Source organism: Enterobacter sp. BNK-22 (genome assembly GCF_048684805.1).
Classification (GTDB): Bacteria; Pseudomonadota; Gammaproteobacteria; order Enterobacterales; family Enterobacteriaceae; genus Enterobacter; species Enterobacter quasiroggenkampii.
The window spans coordinates 4,592,251-4,608,533 of sequence record NZ_JBLQTT010000001.1 but is presented as its reverse complement, the minus strand read 5'-3'; the positions used below and the strand labels follow the sequence as shown (position 1 = coordinate 4,608,533).

Sequence of the window (16,283 nt, the reverse complement as noted above, 5' to 3'; positions counted from 1 at the left end):
AAAGACAACAGGAGCGCATCATGCTGAACACACCCGCCGACAAGTACCAACCCTATCCCACCCTTTCCCTGCCCGACCGTCGCTGGCCGGAGCAACGCATCACCCACGCGCCGCGCTGGCTCTCGACCGACCTCCGCGATGGCAACCAGGCCCTTGCCGAGCCGATGGACAGCGCCCGCAAGCTGCAGTTCTGGGCACTGCTGCTGGGCTGCGGATTCAAAGAGATCGAGGTTGCCTTTCCTTCCGCCTCACAGACGGATTTCAACTTCGTTCGCCAGCTGATTGAAGAGAACCGCATCCCGGATGACGTGACGATTCAGGTGCTCACTCAGGCACGGGAAGATCTCATCCATCGCACTTTTGAATCCCTGCGCGGCGCGAAGCAGGCTACCGTGCATCTGTATAACGCCACCGCTCCGCTGTTCCGCCGCCTGGTCTTCGGTATGGAGAAAGCGCAAATCGTTGAGCTGGCGACGCGCTCGACGCGGCTTATTCGCCAGCTGTGTGAGGAAAATCCCGACACCCGCTGGCAATATGAATACTCCCCGGAAACCTTCTGCTTTACCGAGCCGGAGTTTGCGCTGGAGATTTGTGAAGCCGTGGCGGAAATCTGGCAGCCGTGCGACGAACGCCCGATGGTGATCAACTTACCTGCCACCGTCGAAGTGAGCACGCCGAACGTCTATGCCGACCAGATCGAGTATTTCTGTCGCCACTTCAGCCGCCGCCGCGATGTCTGCATCAGCGTGCATCCGCATAACGACCGCGGTACCGGCGTTGCCTGCGCGGAGCTGGCCGTAATGGCGGGAGCTGACCGCGTGGAGGGCTGTCTGTTCGGTAACGGGGAACGTACGGGTAACGTCTGCCTGGTAACGCTGGCGATGAACCTCTACAGCCAGGGGGTTAGCCCGAATCTGGACTTTAGCGATATGAACCGGGTGGTGGAAGTGGTGGAAACCTGCAATCAGCTGCCGGTCCACCCGCGCCATCCGTGGGCAGGACGGCTGGCCTATACCGCCTTCTCCGGTTCGCACCAGGACGCGATTAAAAAAGGCTTTGATGCCCGCAGGCCAGGCGATCGCTGGGAGATGCCTTACCTGCCCGTCGATCCCCAGGATATTGGCTGCACCTACGAAGCGGTGATCCGCGTAAACAGCCAGTCAGGAAAAAGCGGCAGCGCGTGGCTGATTGAGCAAAACCATGGGCTGAAACTGCCTCGCGCCCTGCAGCAGGATTTCAGCCAGCACGTGCAGCAGGAAACCGATCGTCACGGAAAAGAGATGACGCAAAATGCACTGTGGCAGCTGTTCCGCACCCGCTACGGCCTGGTGGCCACGCCGCACTATGCGCTGCAATCCTACCGCAGCGACAGCCAGCAGGACGGCCAGCTGCGTTTGACGGCCAGCGTCGTCACACAGGGAGGAACGCGCCAACTGGAAGGTCAGGGCAACGGTCTGCTCTCCGCCGCCGCTCACGGCCTGAGCCGCTGGGTCAACGCCCCGTTCGTGATTAAGGATTATCACGAGCATACGTTAGGTGAACGCAGCGACAGCCGCTCGGTGGCCTACATCCGCTGTCTATTCCAGGACGGCAGCAGCCGCTGGGGCGTGGGCATTGATAGCGACGTGGCGCGCGCGTCGCTTCAGGCGCTCTTTAACGCCGTCAGTCGTTCTTAAAGTAATCGCTGGGGGAGATGCCCATCACCCGACGGAACATGGCCGTAAAGGCGCTGTGGCTGCCGTACCCCAGATCCAGCGCCACGCGTAATACCGGCTGGCCCTGCGCCAGCCGCACTAAGGCTTCCAGCAGGCGCACCCTTCTCAACCACTCTCCGTAGCTTAATCCCGTCTGCTGCTGAAAATGGCGGTTCAGCGTGCGCTCGCTCATGTTCATCATGCTCGCAGCCTGCGCGCTGCTCCAGCTTTCACCCGGCTGTTGCCGGATTTGCAGACACAGGCGACGTAGCGCCTCACTTTCCGGCTCCGGCAGGTGAAACGGCAGCACCGGCATAGTGCGAATTTCATCGAGAATGAGCTCATAGACGCGCTCATTCCGGCTTCCGGGTGAGTACGATTCAGGTAAAGCAAGGCAGACGAGGATCAGCTCGCGCAGCAGCGGCGTTATCTGCACGATCTGGCAGGTGGCCGGGAGATCGGCCCGCGCCAGCGGATCGATAAACAGCGTTCGCGCCGCCACGTTGCCGGTAATGCGTAAGGAATGCTGCGTGCCCGCAGGCAGCCAGACGCCGCGACCGGGAGGAACAACCCAACAGCCTGATGCGGTATCCACCCGTACCACGCCGCTCAGGGTGTGCAGCAGCTGCACGCAGTCGTGCTTGTGCCAGGGTTCGCTGTCACCATGAACGTAATCATGGGCAAACGGAACGAGGGGACGGTGGGTAAAGGAGAAGGTTAAGGTTGTGGTCAAAGGAGGCACCAACACAATGTAGGCCCGGTAAGCGAAGCGCCACCGGGCATCCACAGGCACAATACTAGATGTGCAGTTCCTGCAGTTTTTCTTTCGGCAGGGCCAGCTCTTCGTTGCTGTTCACGCGCACATCACGCTCGATGATATGACGCGCGATTTCCTGCGCTTCTTCCAGAGAGTGCATCTGGTAGGTACCGCACTGGTAAACGTTCAGCTCAGGGATCTGGTTCTGCTCTTTCACCTTCAGCACGTCCTGCATGGCCGCTTTCCAGGCATCTGCCACACGTTTCTCTTCAGGCTGACCAATCAGGCTCATGTAGAAACCGGTACGGCAGCCCATCGGAGAGATATCGATGATCTCAACGCCGTTGCCGTTCAGGTGGTCACGCATGAAGCCAGCGAACAGGTGTTCCAGCGTATGAATGCCTTTCTCCGGCATCACTTCTTTGTTTGGCACGCAGAAACGCAGATCGAAGACGGTGATCGTGTCGCCGTGCGGGGTGTGCATGGTCTTCGCCACGCGGACTGCAGGTGCTTCCATACGGGTATGGTCGACAGTAAAGCTATCTAATAACGGCATACGTCACCTCCGATAGTGATTTTTTTTAAAATAAACTGAACTCTTCTACAGAATGCGCGTCTGAGTATATGAAAGACGCGCATTTGTTATCATCATCCCTGAATTCAGAGATGTATATTTTGGCCACAGCGATGTGGCCTTTTTCTTTTCTGCTTAAGCCTGCTTCGCCAGAAACGCCTCAAACGACTCGGTATCCGCCGCTTCAACCTCTTTCTGACGCACAACGGACGCTTCGCGTTCCGCGACAAAATCTGCTTCGCTCAGGATTTCTAACGGCTCCTGTATCAGCATCTCACGGTACTCCGCCGAGAGTGAACGCCCCGTACCACCAATGCCCTGATCAATCATAGAACGCAGAATGCGTGCTGAGAACGTCAGTTCCGGGTTATCAAAGCATTCCACCAGCTGGTCACAAATCTGTTGATACGCATCCCCGCCGTCGATGCTGTCCATCGTCCGGGCAACACGCTTCAGATCGCGGAACAGATCTTTGCCGACTTTCGTCAGCGGGAACTGTGCCGTTTCGCAGCCGATACCCAGCGTCAGACCCGGCTTACGCCCTTCCAGAATCACGCGATTCCAGTTTGTACGGGTGCAGAGCAGTTCGTCTGAACTCATTTCCGGCGCATCCGCCAGCACGCACCAGACCATAAACAGATCCAGGAAGCGAATCTGCTGTTCATCAACGCCAATCGGTGAGAACGGGTTGATATCCAGCGAGCGCACTTCAATGTATTCGATCCCGCCGCGCTGCAGCGCGTCCGACGGGGTTTCGCCGCTGCGCGTCACGCGCTTAGGACGAATAGGCGCATACAGCTCGTTTTCAATCTGCAGCACATTGCTGTTGATCTGCAGACGCTTGCCGTCTTTTTCGAGGCCGATTTTCTCGTACTCTTCCGACGGGGTTTTGATCGCCCGCTTCAATCCTGCCACATATTCGTGCAATTCGTTAAACGTAATACCGAGATTGCTTTGCGATTTATTGGTATAGCCGAGATCGCTCAGGCGCAGAGAGGTGGCGTACGGGAGATAGTACATTCCGCAGTCGGTCTTCTCGAACGGTAGCGTCGTCGGTTTTCCCTGCAGGAAGGATGAGCAAATAGCAGGCGATGCGCCGAACAGATACGGGATCACCCAGCCGAAACGGTAATAGTTTCGGATCAGGCGGAAGTAGCCTGCTGAGATGGCGTCTTTATCCGTTTCACCGCATTTCGCTTCCCAGAAAGCCATCGGCAACGAGAAGTTGTAGTGCACGCCAGAGATGGTCTGCATCAACGCGCCGTAGCGGTTTTTCAGCCCCTCACGGTAAAGCGTTTTCAGCCGGCCGATATTTGACGTGCCGTACTGCGCCAGCTCAATCTCCTGGCCCTGCTCGATATAGCACGGCATGCTGAGCGGCCACATACGCTCATCGCCGAGATTGCGCGCGGTGTAGCGATGGATATCGCGCATAATCGTCAGCATATGATCAATATCACCCTCTACTGGGGTGATGAACTCCAGCAGCGCTTCAGCGAAATCGGTTGTGATCCATTTATGTGTCAGCGCCGAGCCTAACGCCTTCGGGTGACCCGTCGTCGCTAAACTGCCGTCCGCGTTAACGCGCAGCGTTTCACGCTCAAGACCACGCTGAATACCCTTCAATGCCTGAGGGTGGTTTTCCAGCCAGGCCAGCGCCTGAGATACGTCCGGGATCAAATTGACCTCCCGCCTGTCAAAGTAATGTTACTCAGCATAATTGTAATGGTTGACGATTGAAGGTCGCGTATTCATTCCACCAATTAGTGCCACCACGTCATACCCTGTAGTGTTGCCCACGCCACGAGAACATAGCGCAACGCCTTGCCAAGGCACAAAAAAAAGAGCACCGGTCCCCAGGAGATGCGCATCCATCCCGCCAGCAGACACAGTAAATCGCCTATTACAGGCATCCAGCTTAATAACAGCGTGGCAGCGCCATAGCGTTTTAGCCAGCCGACTGCCTTTTCCTGCCAGCGCGATTTTTCGCGCAGCGGAAAGAAACGCCCAAGAATAACGTTAGTCAGCCCTCCAAGGCTATTACCCATTGTTGCTATTACTACAAGCAGCCAGGGCTGACTCACGCCGGACAACAGCATCGCCACCAGCACCACTTCCGAATTGCCCGGTAACAGCGTGGCGCTGAGAAAACTGCTGGCGAATAATGAGGCAAGTGACAGCGCGTCACTCACAGTAAGCGCACATCCACCGCATCCATTCCGGCATCACGCGCGGCCTGGATGCCGAAATCGGCGTCTTCAAACACGACGCACTTTGCCGCCGGGACGCCCATTAATTCTGCGCAAAGCAGGAAGGTGTCCGGTGCAGGCTTGTGATGTTTAACATGATCGGCGGCAACCACGGCAGAGAAATAGTGGCGCAGGCCAAGATGATTGAGTAATGCCTCTGCAATCGCGCTTTCGCTGCCCGTCCCCACCGACATCGGGCGACGCCCGTGCCACTCTTTTACCACATCAATCAGTGGCAAAGGACGTACGGTATCTAAAAGCATGGCTTTTACCGCATCGGTTTTTTCGCGTGCGAGCAGGTGCGGGTCGAGATCGGCCTGATTCAGTTCAATCACGGCCTGCGCAATACGCCAGGTGGGGGAGCCGTTGAGGGCGATCATCGCCTGAAGGTCGAAACGCATGCCGTAGCGGCCCAGGACGTCGGTCCAGGCTTGACGATGCGTGGGTTCGGTGTCCAGGAGAGTACCATCCATATCGAAGATTAAACCGTCATACTGTGCGTACATCGTGCTCTCGCTAACCGATTAACAAAGCATTACTTTATCGTAAATGGTGGTTTTTGTCGCTGATTGCGAAATGATAACAACGAGAGTGATTAAGAACTAAACATCGAAGGGAAAGGCAGAAGAGATGGTGCATCCGGGAGGATTCGAACCTCCGACCGCTCGGTTCGTAGCCGAGTACTCTATCCAGCTGAGCTACGGATGCATCGGGATTTACTACTGTACTGCTCGATATTCATATCACTTCTAAAGCAATATGAAGTAATAGATGGTGCATCCGGGAGGATTCGAACCTCCGACCGCTCGGTTCGTAGCCGAGTACTCTATCCAGCTGAGCTACGGATGCATCAGGGTACTGCTTTCAGAAATAGTAAATGGTGCATCCGGGAGGATTCGAACCTCCGACCGCTCGGTTCGTAGCCGAGTACTCTATCCAGCTGAGCTACGGATGCATCGGGATTTACTACTGTACTGCTCGATATTCATATCACTTCTAAAGCAATATGAAGTAATAGATGGTGCATCCGGGAGGATTCGAACCTCCGACCGCTCGGTTCGTAGCCGAGTACTCTATCCAGCTGAGCTACGGATGCAAAATGGCGGTGAGGCGGGGATTCGAACCCCGGATGCAGCTTTTGACCGCATACTCCCTTAGCAGGGGAGCGCCTTCAGCCTCTCGGCCACCTCACCACACAACGCCTCTTTCGAGTGCTTCGAGCAACTCGTTAAGAGCTTCTCGTCGCTGCGTGGCGCATATATTACTTTCTGGGACTTATAAGTCAAACAATTTTCCAAAAGCTTTTATCGTTTGCACAAATCACACGCAATTCGCATGTAAAAGCCGCAAAGAGGGTGTTTTATAAGCGGATTTTGCAGGCATCTTCACAGAAAACTGATGCAGAAAGGACAGTGTTGGGACGAGATAAGGGTAGCGGAGTGGTTAAAAAGAGAGCGATTGAAATTAAACGGTAACTTTGAGCAGGAAAAATAGCGGGAGGGTTGCGTCTCGCCCGACAGCGAGACGCGACAATATCAGTAACTGGACTGCTGGGATTTTTCAGCCTGGATACGCTGGTAGATCTCTTCACGGTGGACAGATACTTCTTTAGGAGCGTTAACACCAATACGTACCTGGTTACCCTTTACCCCTAAAACTGTCACGGTGACCTCATCCCCAATCATGAGGGTCTCACCAACTCGACGAGTCAGAATCAGCATTCTTTGCTCCTTGAAAGATTAAAAGAGTCGGGTCTCTTGTATCCCGGCATTATCCATCATATAACGCCAAAAAGTAAGCGATGACAAACACGTAAAGTGTAAGCAGTCACGGCATCACATTCTGTTAAACGTAAGTTTAGCCGATATACACAAACTCAACCTGACTTTATCGTTATCGATAGCACAGTGAACAAGACGCCATAACGTTACCGCTATGGCGTCTGCTTGTGCTTTGTAGTTATTACAGTTTCGCGCTTACCCAGCTTTCAACGCTGGCTAATGCCGCAGGAAGTGCCGCCGCATCCGTACCACCGGCTTGCGCCATGTCCGGACGACCGCCACCCTTGCCGCCCACCTGCTGAGCGACCATACCAATCAGTTCCCCTGCTTTTACGCGGTCAGTCACATCCTTAGAGACGCCCGCAATCAGAGAAACCTTACCTTCTGCCACTGTCGCCAGCACGATAACGGTAGAACCAAGCTGGTTCTTGAGATCGTCGACCATAGTACGCAGCATCTTAGGCTCAACGCCCGCCAGATCGCTGACCAGCAGTTTGACGCCCTTAATGTCTACAGCCTTGCTGGAGAGGTTTGCACTCTCCTGCGCCGCAGCCTGCTCTTTCAGCTGCTGCAGCTCTTTTTCCAGCTGACGCGTGCGATCCAGCGCAACGCGCACTTTCTCGCCCAGGTTCTGGCTATCGCCTTTCAGCAGCTGCGCGATGTCGTGCAGCTGATCGCTCTGCGCATGCAGGCTGGCAATCGCACCTTCACCGGTCACCGCTTCAATACGACGCACACCTGCCGCCGTTCCCGACTCGGAAACAATGCGGAACAGGCCGATATCACCGGTGCGCGAGGCGTGCGTACCGCCGCACAGCTCGGTAGAGAAGTCGCCCATGCTCAGCACGCGAACGCGCTCGTCGTATTTCTCGCCAAACAGCGCCATCGCACCTTTTTTCTTCGCGTCTTCGAGATCCATGATATGGGTCTCGATTGGCAGGTTACGACGGATCTGCGCGTTCACCAGATCTTCCACCGCACGGATTTCAGACGGCTTCATCGCTTCAAAATGCGAGAAGTCGAAGCGCAGCACTTTGTCGTTAACCAGAGAACCTTTCTGTGCAACATGGGTACCGAGTACGTCGCGCAAGGCAGCGTGCATCAGGTGGGTTGCCGAGTGGTTCAGACGAATGCGCGCGCGGCGAGCTTCATCAACGTTAGCCTGGACGCCTTCGCCCACTTTCAGAGAACCGGAAACCAGTTTGCCCTGGTGGCCAATTGCCTGACCGTATTTTTGGGTGTCGGTCACGCTGAAGCTAAAGCCATTGCCTTTCAGCTCGCCTTTATCGCCAACCTGACCGCCGGATTCGGCGTAGAACGGCGTTTTGTCCAGAATGACTACGGCCTCCTGGCCCGCGCTGATGCTGTCTACGGCTTTACCGTCAACAAACAGAGCGGTCACTTTGCCGGTCAGTTCCAGCGCCTCATAGCCTTTGAATTCAGACGCGCTGTCAACGCGGATCATCGCGTTGTAGTCTGCACCGAAGCCGCTGGACTCGCGCGCACGACGGCGCTGCTCTTCCATCGCGGCTTCGAAGCCCGCTTCGTCAACTTTGATGTTACGCTCGCGGCAAACGTCCGCCGTCAGGTCAACCGGGAAGCCGTAGGTGTCGTACAGGCGGAAAGCGGTTTCGCCATCCAGCGTGTCGCCCTTAAGTTTCGCCAGCTCTTCGTCCAGCAGCGCCAGACCGCGCTCCAGCGTACGTGCAAACTGCTCTTCTTCGGTTTTCAGAACCTGCTCTACCTGCGCCTGCTGGCGTTTCAGCTCGTCACCGGCTGACCCCATCACGCCAATCAGTGGCCCAACGAGTTTATAGAAGAAGGTGTCCTTAGCGCCCAGCATGTTGCCGTGACGGATGGCACGACGAATGATACGACGCAGCACGTAGCCACGGTTTTCATTCGACGGGATAACGCCGTCGGCAATCAGGAACGCGCAGGAACGAATGTGGTCCGCGATAACGCGCAGCGATTTGTTGTTCAGATCGGTCGCGCCGGTCACTTCCGCAACGGCTTTGATCAGGGTGCTGAACAGGTCAATCTCATAGTTGGAGTTAACGTGCTGCAGTACCGCGGCAATACGCTCCAGACCCATACCGGTATCAACGGACGGCTTCGGCAGCGGCTCCATCGTACCGTCGGCCTGACGGTTAAACTGCATGAAGACGATGTTCCAGATCTCAATGTAGCGATCGCCGTCTTCTTCCGGGCTGCCTGGAGGGCCGCCCCAGATGTGGTCGCCGTGATCGTAGAAGATCTCGGTGCACGGACCGCAAGGACCGGTGTCACCCATCTGCCAGAAGTTATCGGACGCGTAAGGCGCGCCTTTGTTATCGCCGATGCGAATAATACGCTCGCGCGGGATCCCGACTTCTTTTTCCCAGATTTCGTAGGCTTCGTCATCGGTTTCATAGACGGTAACCCACAGACGCTCTTTCGGCAGGTTGAACCAGTTTTCACCGGTCAGCAGTTCCCACGCATATTGAATAGCATCGTGTTTAAAGTAGTCGCCGAAGCTGAAGTTACCCAGCATTTCGAAGAAGGTGTGGTGACGCGCGGTGTAACCGACGTTTTCCAGGTCGTTGTGTTTACCGCCCGCACGCACGCAACGCTGTGAGGTTGTGGCGCGGGAATAATTACGCTTGTCGAGACCAAGGAACACATCCTTGAACTGGTTCATCCCGGCGTTGGTAAACAGCAGAGTCGGATCGTTGTTCGGTACCAGGGAGCTGCTGGCAACAACCTGGTGTCCCTTACTATGGAAAAAATCGAGAAACGCCTGACGGATCTCAGCGGTGCTCTTGCTCATAATTATCCTGAAATCAAGCTAACGAAATGTCGTAGCCAGCCTGTATCGGTAAACCGTTGGACAGACCAGCTACTGGAAAAAGTGGGAATAAGATAAGTTTTCTTTGGTGGGAAGTAAAATCCCGCATGCGTTCAATCGGCAAAATTACGCCAGATATCCTGAATATCTTCCATCAGGAAGCCGCGGTAGAGCAAAAAGCGCTGGATTTTGACTTTATCTGAAAATTCACGCGGCAGCGGTTCGCCGTACTTACGAATGGCCTGCTCTTTTGCCAGCTCGCACCAGTCAATGTCGCATTCGCGCATCGCTTTTTCGATGGACTCCCGGGCCACCCCTTTCTGGTTTAGCTCCTGCCGGATGCGCGCGGGCCCGTATCCCTTGCGGCCACGGCTGGCGAGAAACCGCGAGGCAAAACGCTCGTCATCAAGATAGCGATGCTCATAGCACCATGCGATGACGCGGTCATAATCTTCCGCGGTGGCATCAATCTCTTCCGGGCCATTTTTACTCATCACCGGTGCCGACAGTTTTCGCCGTAGCTCCTGTTCACTGTGGTCACGAACGGCCAGGATGCGCACCGCGCGATCCAGTAGGCGTGCATACGCGGGTCGACGTGTTGTCGGTTCACTCATAAAAAAACCTGCTGATTCAGAAATGCAAAAAGGGCCGCATCAGCAGCCCTTCATTGTTAAACGAAAGAATTAAAAGTCTTCGTTAGTTTCTTCAGCATCCGCGCTATCAACCGCGAAATCTGGCGTGGAGTCCTGGTTGTTCAGCAGCAGCTCACGCACTTTCTTTTCGATCTCTTTCGCCGCAGCCGGGTTCTCTTTCAGCCAGGAGATGGCATTCGCTTTACCCTGACCAATCTTGTCACCGTTGTAGCTGTACCAGGCGCCCGCTTTTTCAATCAGCTTCTCTTTCACGCCCAGGTCAACCAGCTCACCGAAGAAGTTAATACCTTCGCCGTAGAGGATCTGGAACTCAGCCTGCTTGAACGGCGCAGCGATTTTGTTCTTCACCACCTTCACGCGGGTTTCGCTACCGACGACGTTTTCCCCCTCTTTCACCGCGCCAATACGGCGGATATCCAGACGGACAGAGGCGTAGAATTTCAGGGCGTTACCCCCGGTCGTGGTTTCCGGGTTACCGAACATCACGCCGATTTTCATACGGATCTGGTTGATGAAGATCAGCAGCGTGTTGGACTGCTTCAGGTTACCCGCCAGCTTACGCATCGCCTGGCTCATCATACGTGCCGCGAGGCCCATGTGAGAGTCGCCGATTTCGCCTTCGATTTCCGCTTTTGGCGTCAGTGCAGCAACGGAGTCGACCACGATAACGTCAACGGCACCAGAACGCGCCAGCGCGTCACAAATTTCCAGCGCCTGCTCACCGGTGTCCGGCTGAGAACACAGCAGGTTGTCGATATCGACGCCCAGCTTACGGGCATACACAGGGTCCAGCGCGTGCTCGGCATCGATAAACGCACAGGTTTTACCTTCGCGCTGTGCTGCGGCAATGACCTGCAGCGTCAGGGTGGTTTTACCGGAGGACTCTGGCCCGTAGATCTCTACGATACGGCCCATAGGCAGACCGCCAGCGCCCAGCGCGATATCCAGAGAAAGCGAACCGGTGGAGATGGTTTCCACATCCATGGAACGGTCTTCACCCAGGCGCATGATGGAGCCTTTACCGAATTGCTTTTCGATCTGGCCCAGTGCTGCCGCCAACGCTTTCTGTTTGTTTTCGTCGATAGCCATTATTACTCCTGTCATGCCGGGAGAAGCGACTGTGCTTCACCGTGGATTTCTGTTCTGTTGGTGCAATTATACTGTATGGTCATACAGTATCAAGTGTTTTGTAGAAATTGTTGCCAGAGCGTTTTTAACGCATAAACGGTTGCCTGACGACGCACGCTTTCGCGATCGCCGCTAAAGCACTCCCGGCGGGTGATCCCTTCACCTTTCGCGGTGGCAAAACCAAACCAGACGGTACCGACAGGCTTCACGTCGCTGCCGCCGTCCGGCCCCGCGATGCCGCTAATGGAAATGGCGAAATCAGCGCGCGCCGCTTTGAGCGCGCCAATCGCCATCTCGATGACCACCGGTTCGCTGACCGCGCCGTGCTGTTCCAGCGTGGATTCGCGCACGCCAATCATCTGTGCTTTAGCTTCGTTACTGTAGGTCACAAATCCGCGTTCAAACCAGGCGGAACTGCCGGCAATATCGGTAATCGCTTTCGCCACCCAGCCGCCGGTGCAGGACTCAGCGGTGGTAAGGGTCGCCCCACGTTGCTTAAGCGCAAGGCCAACTATCTCGCTAAGCTGCATCAATTCATGGTCAGTCATTCTCGCTCCAGGCATCAGAAAAACGTGCTGCACAAGATAGCACTTTCTCGTCAGATGTGGGGACGCGCTTCGGGTTTTACGAGGGAGCTTCAGAAAAAAGCCGGTGCGGGCGCACCGGCCGTGGAAAAGTTATTTCATGCTGTCGGCGAGGGTGTTCACATTGTGGCGAAACGCCTTAACGTAGGTGTCTGCCACCCCGCCTTTGGCCGACAGCGCTTCGGGGTAAAGCTCGCCCCCCGGCTGCGCGCCCGTCGCCGACGCAATCTGCTTCACCAGACGCGGATCGAGCTGATTTTCCATAAACCAGGTTTTTACGCCGTCGGCTTTGATCTGATTGATAATCTCAGCAACCTGCGCCGCGCTGGCCTCGCTCTCGGAGGACAGTCCCTGCGGCGCCATAAACCTCACGCCGTAGGCACGGCTGAAATAGCCGAACGCGTCGTGGCTGGTCAACACGTTACGCTTCGCCTGCGGGATCTGGCTAAAGCGCGTTTTGGCCCAGCTATCCAGCTGGTTAAGCTGCGTGATATAGGGTTTACCGGAGGCTTCCAGCGCGGCTCTGTCCTGCGGATCGGCTTTCACCAGCCCGTTCAGAATATTTTGTGCATATAACGCCCCGTTCGCCGCGCTGTTCCACGCGTGTGGATCGGTCACGGTCTTTCCATCTTCCTCAAGCGTGTGGGTTTTGACCCCGGTAGAGGCGACGACCAGCTGTCCTTTGAACCCGGAGGCCTTCACCAGACGGTCAAGCCAGCCCTCCAGCCCCAGGCCGTTCACCACCACCACATCGGCCTTGCTCAGCGCCGCGCTGTCTTTCGGCGACGGCTCGAAGGTATGCGGATCGCCGTCCGGCCCCACCAGCGTCGTCACCTTCACATGGTCACCGCCCACCTCCTGGGTGATATCCCCCAGTATCGAAAAGCTGGTGACCACATTCAGCGTTTTCGCCATCACGCCGTGCGACATCATCCCCAGCGCGAGCGCCACTGCTAATCCTGTACGTTTCATCGTTTCCCCTTGCGTTAAAAATACGCCCGCAGACTGCCAGCGAGCCTGCTTCGCGTGCCCAATAAAATGGAAATAAAGAACAGCGCGCTGGCGGTGAGCACGATGGATGGCCCGGCCGGAAGACTCATCGCCCAGGAGAGGCTCAGCCCCAGCCATGCGCAGAAAATACCGCTGATGCCCGCCATCAGGAGTAACGCCGGTAGCGTGCGTACCCAGCAGCGAGCTGCCACAGCCGGCAGCATCATCAGACCAACGGCCATCAGCGTGCCGAGAACCTGAAAACCGGCCACCAGGTTAAGGACCAGCAGCGCCAGAAACAGTCCGTGCAGCAGGCCGGGCAGCCAGCGGGCGTTCACCTGTAGCCAGGCGGTGTCAAACGCTTCGGTCACCAGCCCGCGATAGAACATCGCCAGCACAATAAGGGTGAACATGCACACGCCCGTGACAAACAGCGCGGCGTCGTTGTCCACGGCGAGGATGGAGCCAAACAGCAAATGCAGCAGATCGACATTCGACCCACGAAGCGACACCAGCGTAACCCCCAACGCCAGTGAGCCAAGATAAAACCCGGCAAAGCTGGCATCTTCCTTAAGCGGCGTGCGTCGGCTGACCAGACCGGCCAGCAGCGCCACGGTAATACCCGCGATAAAACCGCCGATACTCATCGCCAGCAGCGACATGCCGCTGAGCAAGTATCCCACGGCGACGCCCGGTAAAATGGCGTGCGAAAGGGCGTCGCCCATCAGGCTCATCCGGCGCAGCTGAAGAAACACGCCAAGCGCGGTGGTGCTGACCGAGAGCGCCAGGCAAACCACCAGCGCGCGACGCATAAAGCCGTACTCGATAAACGGCTGAAAAAAGAGATGCCAGATCATGCCACCCTCACCCGCTCGGTTTTCCATTGAGGAACGTCAGTATCCAGCCGTAACGTCTGCGGGAAGTGGCGCGACACGCGCTCGCTGTCGTGCAGTACCGCGAGCAGCGTTTGCCCCTGCATATACATCTCCAGCATCACTTCCATCAGCACGTTGCAGGTGGCCTCATCGACCCCGGTAAAGGGCTCATCCAGCATCACCAGCGGCGCCTGCTGCACCAGGACGCGGGCAAACAGCATGCGCTGGAACTGGCCGCCGGAGAGCTCATCGATGGTGGATAACGCCATGGATTCCAGCCCGACGCGCTCAAGCGCGCTGGCAATGCGCAGCCGCGTTTCGCGGCGAAAACCGGAAAACAGCGAAATGCCCGGCCAGCAGCCCATGCTTACCACGTCCCGTACGGTTAGCGGAAACTGCGCCTCCAGCGCGTGGCGCTGTGCCAGCCAGCCGATTACCGGACGCTTTCCCTGCCAGCGAAAACTGCCGCTTACGGGCGGGATAAACCCGGCGAGCGTTTTCAGTAAGGTAGATTTCCCGCAGCCGTTAGCGCCGACAATCGCGGTCATACTTCCACGCGCAATCGTGCCCGAGAGGGGCCGCGTCACGGGCTGGCGTTCATAACCCGCGACCAGTTCATTCATCACAATCATGGCAACGCCACCGCCCAGCGCACGGCCAACCCGATAAAGATAATAAGCACCAGCGCCAGCAAAAGCCGAACCGGAGCAGACAGAGAAAAAAGGGACGTTGACATCTCGACACCAGTTTAAATGTTATAACATAACAATAATGAAAGGTGGTTAAGATGTAAATGGCAGGTTTGAAAAGGGAGTGTGGCGAAATGTTTCTGCAAAACGCCCTCTCCCGTGGGAGAGGGCGTCAGGTCGCACCGTGTGCGCAGCCATGCCGGGTGGCGGCGTTGCCTTACCCGGCCTACCCGTCGGGGTAACTTACTGACTAAACGGTGACGCCGCCGGCACGCGGGCCTGCGATACCGCCAGCCCCAGCTGCCATACGGCCATCGCATAGTGGGTGCTGTGGTTATAGCGGGTGATGGTGTAGAAGTTCGGCAGTCCGTACCAGTACTGATAGCCCGTTCCAACATCCAGACGCAGCAGGCTCGCCTGCTGTGCATTTCCCAGCGGCTGCGTTGGCGTTAAGCCTGCCGCGGTCAGCTGCGAAATGCTGTAGTTAGTTTTGAAGCCATTTTCCAGCCCCGGCGCCTGACCGTTCGCCTGCACCGCCACCTGGCCGCCCGGCACCCAGCCGTGCGCTTTGAAGTAGTTCGCCACGCTGCCGATGGCATCCACCGGATCCCACAGGTTGATATGGCCATCGCCGTTAAAGTCGACGGCATACTGTTTATAGGACGACGGCATAAACTGGCCGTAGCCCATCGCGCCGGCAAACGACCCTTTCAGATCGAGCGGATCGTCCTGTTCGTTACGCGCCATCAGCAGGAAGGTTTCCAGCTCGGAAGAGAAATACTCCGCGCGGCGCGGATAGTTAAAGGAGAGCGTCGCCAGCGCGTCCAGGATGCGGGTTTTGCCCATCACGCGGCCCCAGCGGGTTTCCACACCGATAATCCCGACGATGATTTCAGGCGGTACGCCGTACACCTGCCACGCGCGGTTGAGCGCCTCTTCATACTGATTCCAGAACGCCACGCCGTTTTGCACGTTGTCCGGGGTAATGAACTGTTTGCGATAGCGCAGCCACGCCCCGTTTGGCCCGCTCGGCACCTGGGCCGTCGGCGCCTGTCTGTCCATCAGGCGCAGCACGTAGTCCAGACGCTTGGCTTGAGACAAAATTTCGTGCAGCTGCTGTCTGTCAAAGCCGTGTTTGCTCACCATTTTATCGATGAACTGCTCGGCCGCCGGGTTATTCGCGAAGTCGCCGCCCATCTGCATCATATTGTGCTGCGGCTCCAGCAGGAATCCTCCGGAAGGCGCGCCCGCCGTTTGCTGAACGGCTTCGGTCTTAGGTTTGCTACTACAGGCAGACAGCAGAATAAGCGCAGGCAACAGCGCTGCATAACGACGCTTGAACATGAGACATCCATTTAACGGGTTCGATAAGAACCCAGTATGGTAAAGCATCCGCAACACCTCAAGGAAGCGGTACGCACCTCCCCAACGCAAATCCGTGCTTTTTTCCCCCGAAAATCATTCACCACGTCAATTAACTTT

At 56.6% G+C, this 16,283-nt stretch carries 15 protein-coding genes and 5 tRNA genes; 1 reads left to right on the top strand and 19 read right to left on the bottom strand.

Annotated features, from left to right (window positions below):
• Positions 1 to 20 precede the first annotated feature (20 nt).
• On the top strand, positions 21 to 1,676 hold the full coding sequence (gene leuA, locus ACMGGE_RS21790) for a 2-isopropylmalate synthase (protein ID WP_420294143.1): 1,656 nt from the start codon (positions 21 to 23) through the stop codon (positions 1,674 to 1,676).
• Here the strand turns inward: leuA and ACMGGE_RS21785 are convergent.
• The 19 genes from ACMGGE_RS21785 to mltB form a co-directional block, all read right to left on the bottom strand.
• Positions 1,663 to 2,427 (bottom strand): AraC family transcriptional regulator, encoded by a 765-nt coding sequence (locus ACMGGE_RS21785; protein ID WP_420294142.1) that lies wholly within the window; start codon positions 2,425 to 2,427, stop codon positions 1,663 to 1,665. The genes leuA and ACMGGE_RS21785 overlap by 14 nt on opposite strands.
• Positions 2,428 to 2,491: 64 nt before the next feature.
• Positions 2,492 to 3,007 carry an S-ribosylhomocysteine lyase gene (gene luxS / locus ACMGGE_RS21780; RefSeq protein WP_014833019.1) on the bottom strand — a complete coding sequence of 172 codons (516 nt, stop codon included), beginning with the start codon at positions 3,005 to 3,007 and terminating at the stop codon, positions 2,492 to 2,494.
• Positions 3,008 to 3,160: 153 nt separating this feature from the next.
• Positions 3,161 to 4,705, bottom strand: coding sequence for a glutamate--cysteine ligase (gshA, locus tag ACMGGE_RS21775; protein ID WP_045909305.1), 1,545 nt, complete (start codon positions 4,703 to 4,705; stop codon positions 3,161 to 3,163).
• Positions 4,706 to 4,788: 83 nt separating this feature from the next.
• On the bottom strand, positions 4,789 to 5,217 hold the full coding sequence (locus tag ACMGGE_RS21770) for a YqaA family protein (RefSeq protein WP_021241956.1): 429 nt from the start codon (positions 5,215 to 5,217) through the stop codon (positions 4,789 to 4,791).
• A complete protein-coding gene (gene yqaB / locus ACMGGE_RS21765) occupies positions 5,214 to 5,780 on the bottom strand; it encodes a fructose-1-phosphate/6-phosphogluconate phosphatase (RefSeq protein ID WP_032648006.1) in 567 nt (188 codons plus the stop codon). The genes ACMGGE_RS21770 and yqaB overlap by 4 nt, the downstream gene beginning before the upstream one ends.
• Positions 5,781 to 5,905: 125 nt before the next feature.
• A tRNA-Arg gene (locus tag ACMGGE_RS21760) sits at positions 5,906 to 5,982 on the bottom strand.
• Between the two features lie 64 nt (positions 5,983 to 6,046).
• Positions 6,047 to 6,123 (bottom strand) — tRNA-Arg (locus ACMGGE_RS21755).
• Positions 6,124 to 6,152: 29 nt separating this feature from the next.
• A tRNA-Arg gene (locus ACMGGE_RS21750) sits at positions 6,153 to 6,229 on the bottom strand.
• 64 nt (positions 6,230 to 6,293) lie between these two features.
• Positions 6,294 to 6,370, bottom strand: a tRNA-Arg gene (locus ACMGGE_RS21745).
• 4 nt (positions 6,371 to 6,374) lie between these two features.
• Positions 6,375 to 6,467: transfer RNA gene (locus ACMGGE_RS21740), tRNA-Ser, on the bottom strand.
• A gap of 342 nt (positions 6,468 to 6,809) precedes the next feature.
• Complete coding sequence (gene csrA / locus ACMGGE_RS21735; RefSeq protein ID WP_000906486.1) at positions 6,810 to 6,995, bottom strand: carbon storage regulator CsrA; 186 nt, start codon at positions 6,993 to 6,995, stop codon at positions 6,810 to 6,812.
• A gap of 241 nt (positions 6,996 to 7,236) precedes the next feature.
• Positions 7,237 to 9,864: an alanine--tRNA ligase gene (gene alaS / locus ACMGGE_RS21730; protein ID WP_008499543.1), complete on the bottom strand. Its 2,628-nt coding sequence runs from the start codon at positions 9,862 to 9,864 to the stop codon at positions 7,237 to 7,239.
• A 131-nt stretch (positions 9,865 to 9,995) separates the two neighbouring features.
• Positions 9,996 to 10,496, bottom strand: coding sequence for a recombination regulator RecX (gene recX / locus ACMGGE_RS21725; RefSeq protein WP_196346646.1), 501 nt, complete (start codon positions 10,494 to 10,496; stop codon positions 9,996 to 9,998).
• 69 nt (positions 10,497 to 10,565) lie between these two features.
• Positions 10,566 to 11,624 (bottom strand): recombinase RecA, encoded by a 1,059-nt coding sequence (gene recA / locus ACMGGE_RS21720; RefSeq protein ID WP_024907698.1) that lies wholly within the window; start codon positions 11,622 to 11,624, stop codon positions 10,566 to 10,568.
• A gap of 89 nt (positions 11,625 to 11,713) precedes the next feature.
• Entirely contained in the window at positions 11,714 to 12,211 is a 498-nt protein-coding gene (gene pncC / locus ACMGGE_RS21715; protein ID WP_045908520.1) for a nicotinamide-nucleotide amidase, read from the bottom strand.
• 129 nt (positions 12,212 to 12,340) lie between these two features.
• A complete protein-coding gene (locus tag ACMGGE_RS21710; protein ID WP_420294141.1) occupies positions 12,341 to 13,219 on the bottom strand; it encodes a metal ABC transporter substrate-binding protein in 879 nt (292 codons plus the stop codon).
• 14 nt (positions 13,220 to 13,233) lie between these two features.
• Entirely contained in the window at positions 13,234 to 14,094 is an 861-nt protein-coding gene (locus ACMGGE_RS21705) for a metal ABC transporter permease (RefSeq protein WP_024907701.1), read from the bottom strand.
• Positions 14,091 to 14,744, bottom strand: coding sequence for a metal ABC transporter ATP-binding protein (locus tag ACMGGE_RS21700; RefSeq protein WP_420294140.1), 654 nt, complete (start codon positions 14,742 to 14,744; stop codon positions 14,091 to 14,093). Before ACMGGE_RS21700 ends, ACMGGE_RS21705 begins: the two co-directional genes overlap by 4 nt.
• Positions 14,745 to 15,044: 300 nt before the next feature.
• Entirely contained in the window at positions 15,045 to 16,145 is a 1,101-nt protein-coding gene (mltB, locus tag ACMGGE_RS21695) for a lytic murein transglycosylase B (RefSeq protein ID WP_045908517.1), read from the bottom strand.
• Positions 16,146 to 16,283 lie beyond the last annotated feature (138 nt).

What these genes read in the sequence shown, in the direction of transcription:
- ACMGGE_RS21710 (WP_420294141.1), bottom strand. Translation starts at nt 13,219, where the DNA reads ATGAAACGTACAGGATTAGCAGTGGCGCTCGCGCTGGGGATGATGTCG.
- alaS (WP_008499543.1), bottom strand. Translation starts at nt 9,864, where the DNA reads ATGAGCAAGAGCACCGCTGAGATCCGTCAGGCGTTTCTCGATTTTTTC.
- pncC (WP_045908520.1), bottom strand. Translation starts at nt 12,211, where the DNA reads ATGACTGACCATGAATTGATGCAGCTTAGCGAGATAGTTGGCCTTGCG.
- yqaB (WP_032648006.1), bottom strand. Translation starts at nt 5,780, where the DNA reads ATGTACGCACAGTATGACGGTTTAATCTTCGATATGGATGGTACTCTC.
- recA (WP_024907698.1), bottom strand. Translation starts at nt 11,624, where the DNA reads ATGGCTATCGACGAAAACAAACAGAAAGCGTTGGCGGCAGCACTGGGC.
- mltB (WP_045908517.1), bottom strand. Translation starts at nt 16,145, where the DNA reads ATGTTCAAGCGTCGTTATGCAGCGCTGTTGCCTGCGCTTATTCTGCTG.
- ACMGGE_RS21705 (WP_024907701.1), bottom strand. Translation starts at nt 14,094, where the DNA reads ATGATCTGGCATCTCTTTTTTCAGCCGTTTATCGAGTACGGCTTTATG.
- luxS (WP_014833019.1), bottom strand. Translation starts at nt 3,007, where the DNA reads ATGCCGTTATTAGATAGCTTTACTGTCGACCATACCCGTATGGAAGCA.
- csrA (WP_000906486.1), bottom strand. Translation starts at nt 6,995, where the DNA reads ATGCTGATTCTGACTCGTCGAGTTGGTGAGACCCTCATGATTGGGGAT.
- leuA (WP_420294143.1), top strand. Translation starts at nt 21, where the DNA reads ATGCTGAACACACCCGCCGACAAGTACCAACCCTATCCCACCCTTTCC.
- recX (WP_196346646.1), bottom strand. Translation starts at nt 10,496, where the DNA reads ATGAGTGAACCGACAACACGTCGACCCGCGTATGCACGCCTACTGGAT.
- ACMGGE_RS21700 (WP_420294140.1), bottom strand. Translation starts at nt 14,744, where the DNA reads ATGATTGTGATGAATGAACTGGTCGCGGGTTATGAACGCCAGCCCGTG.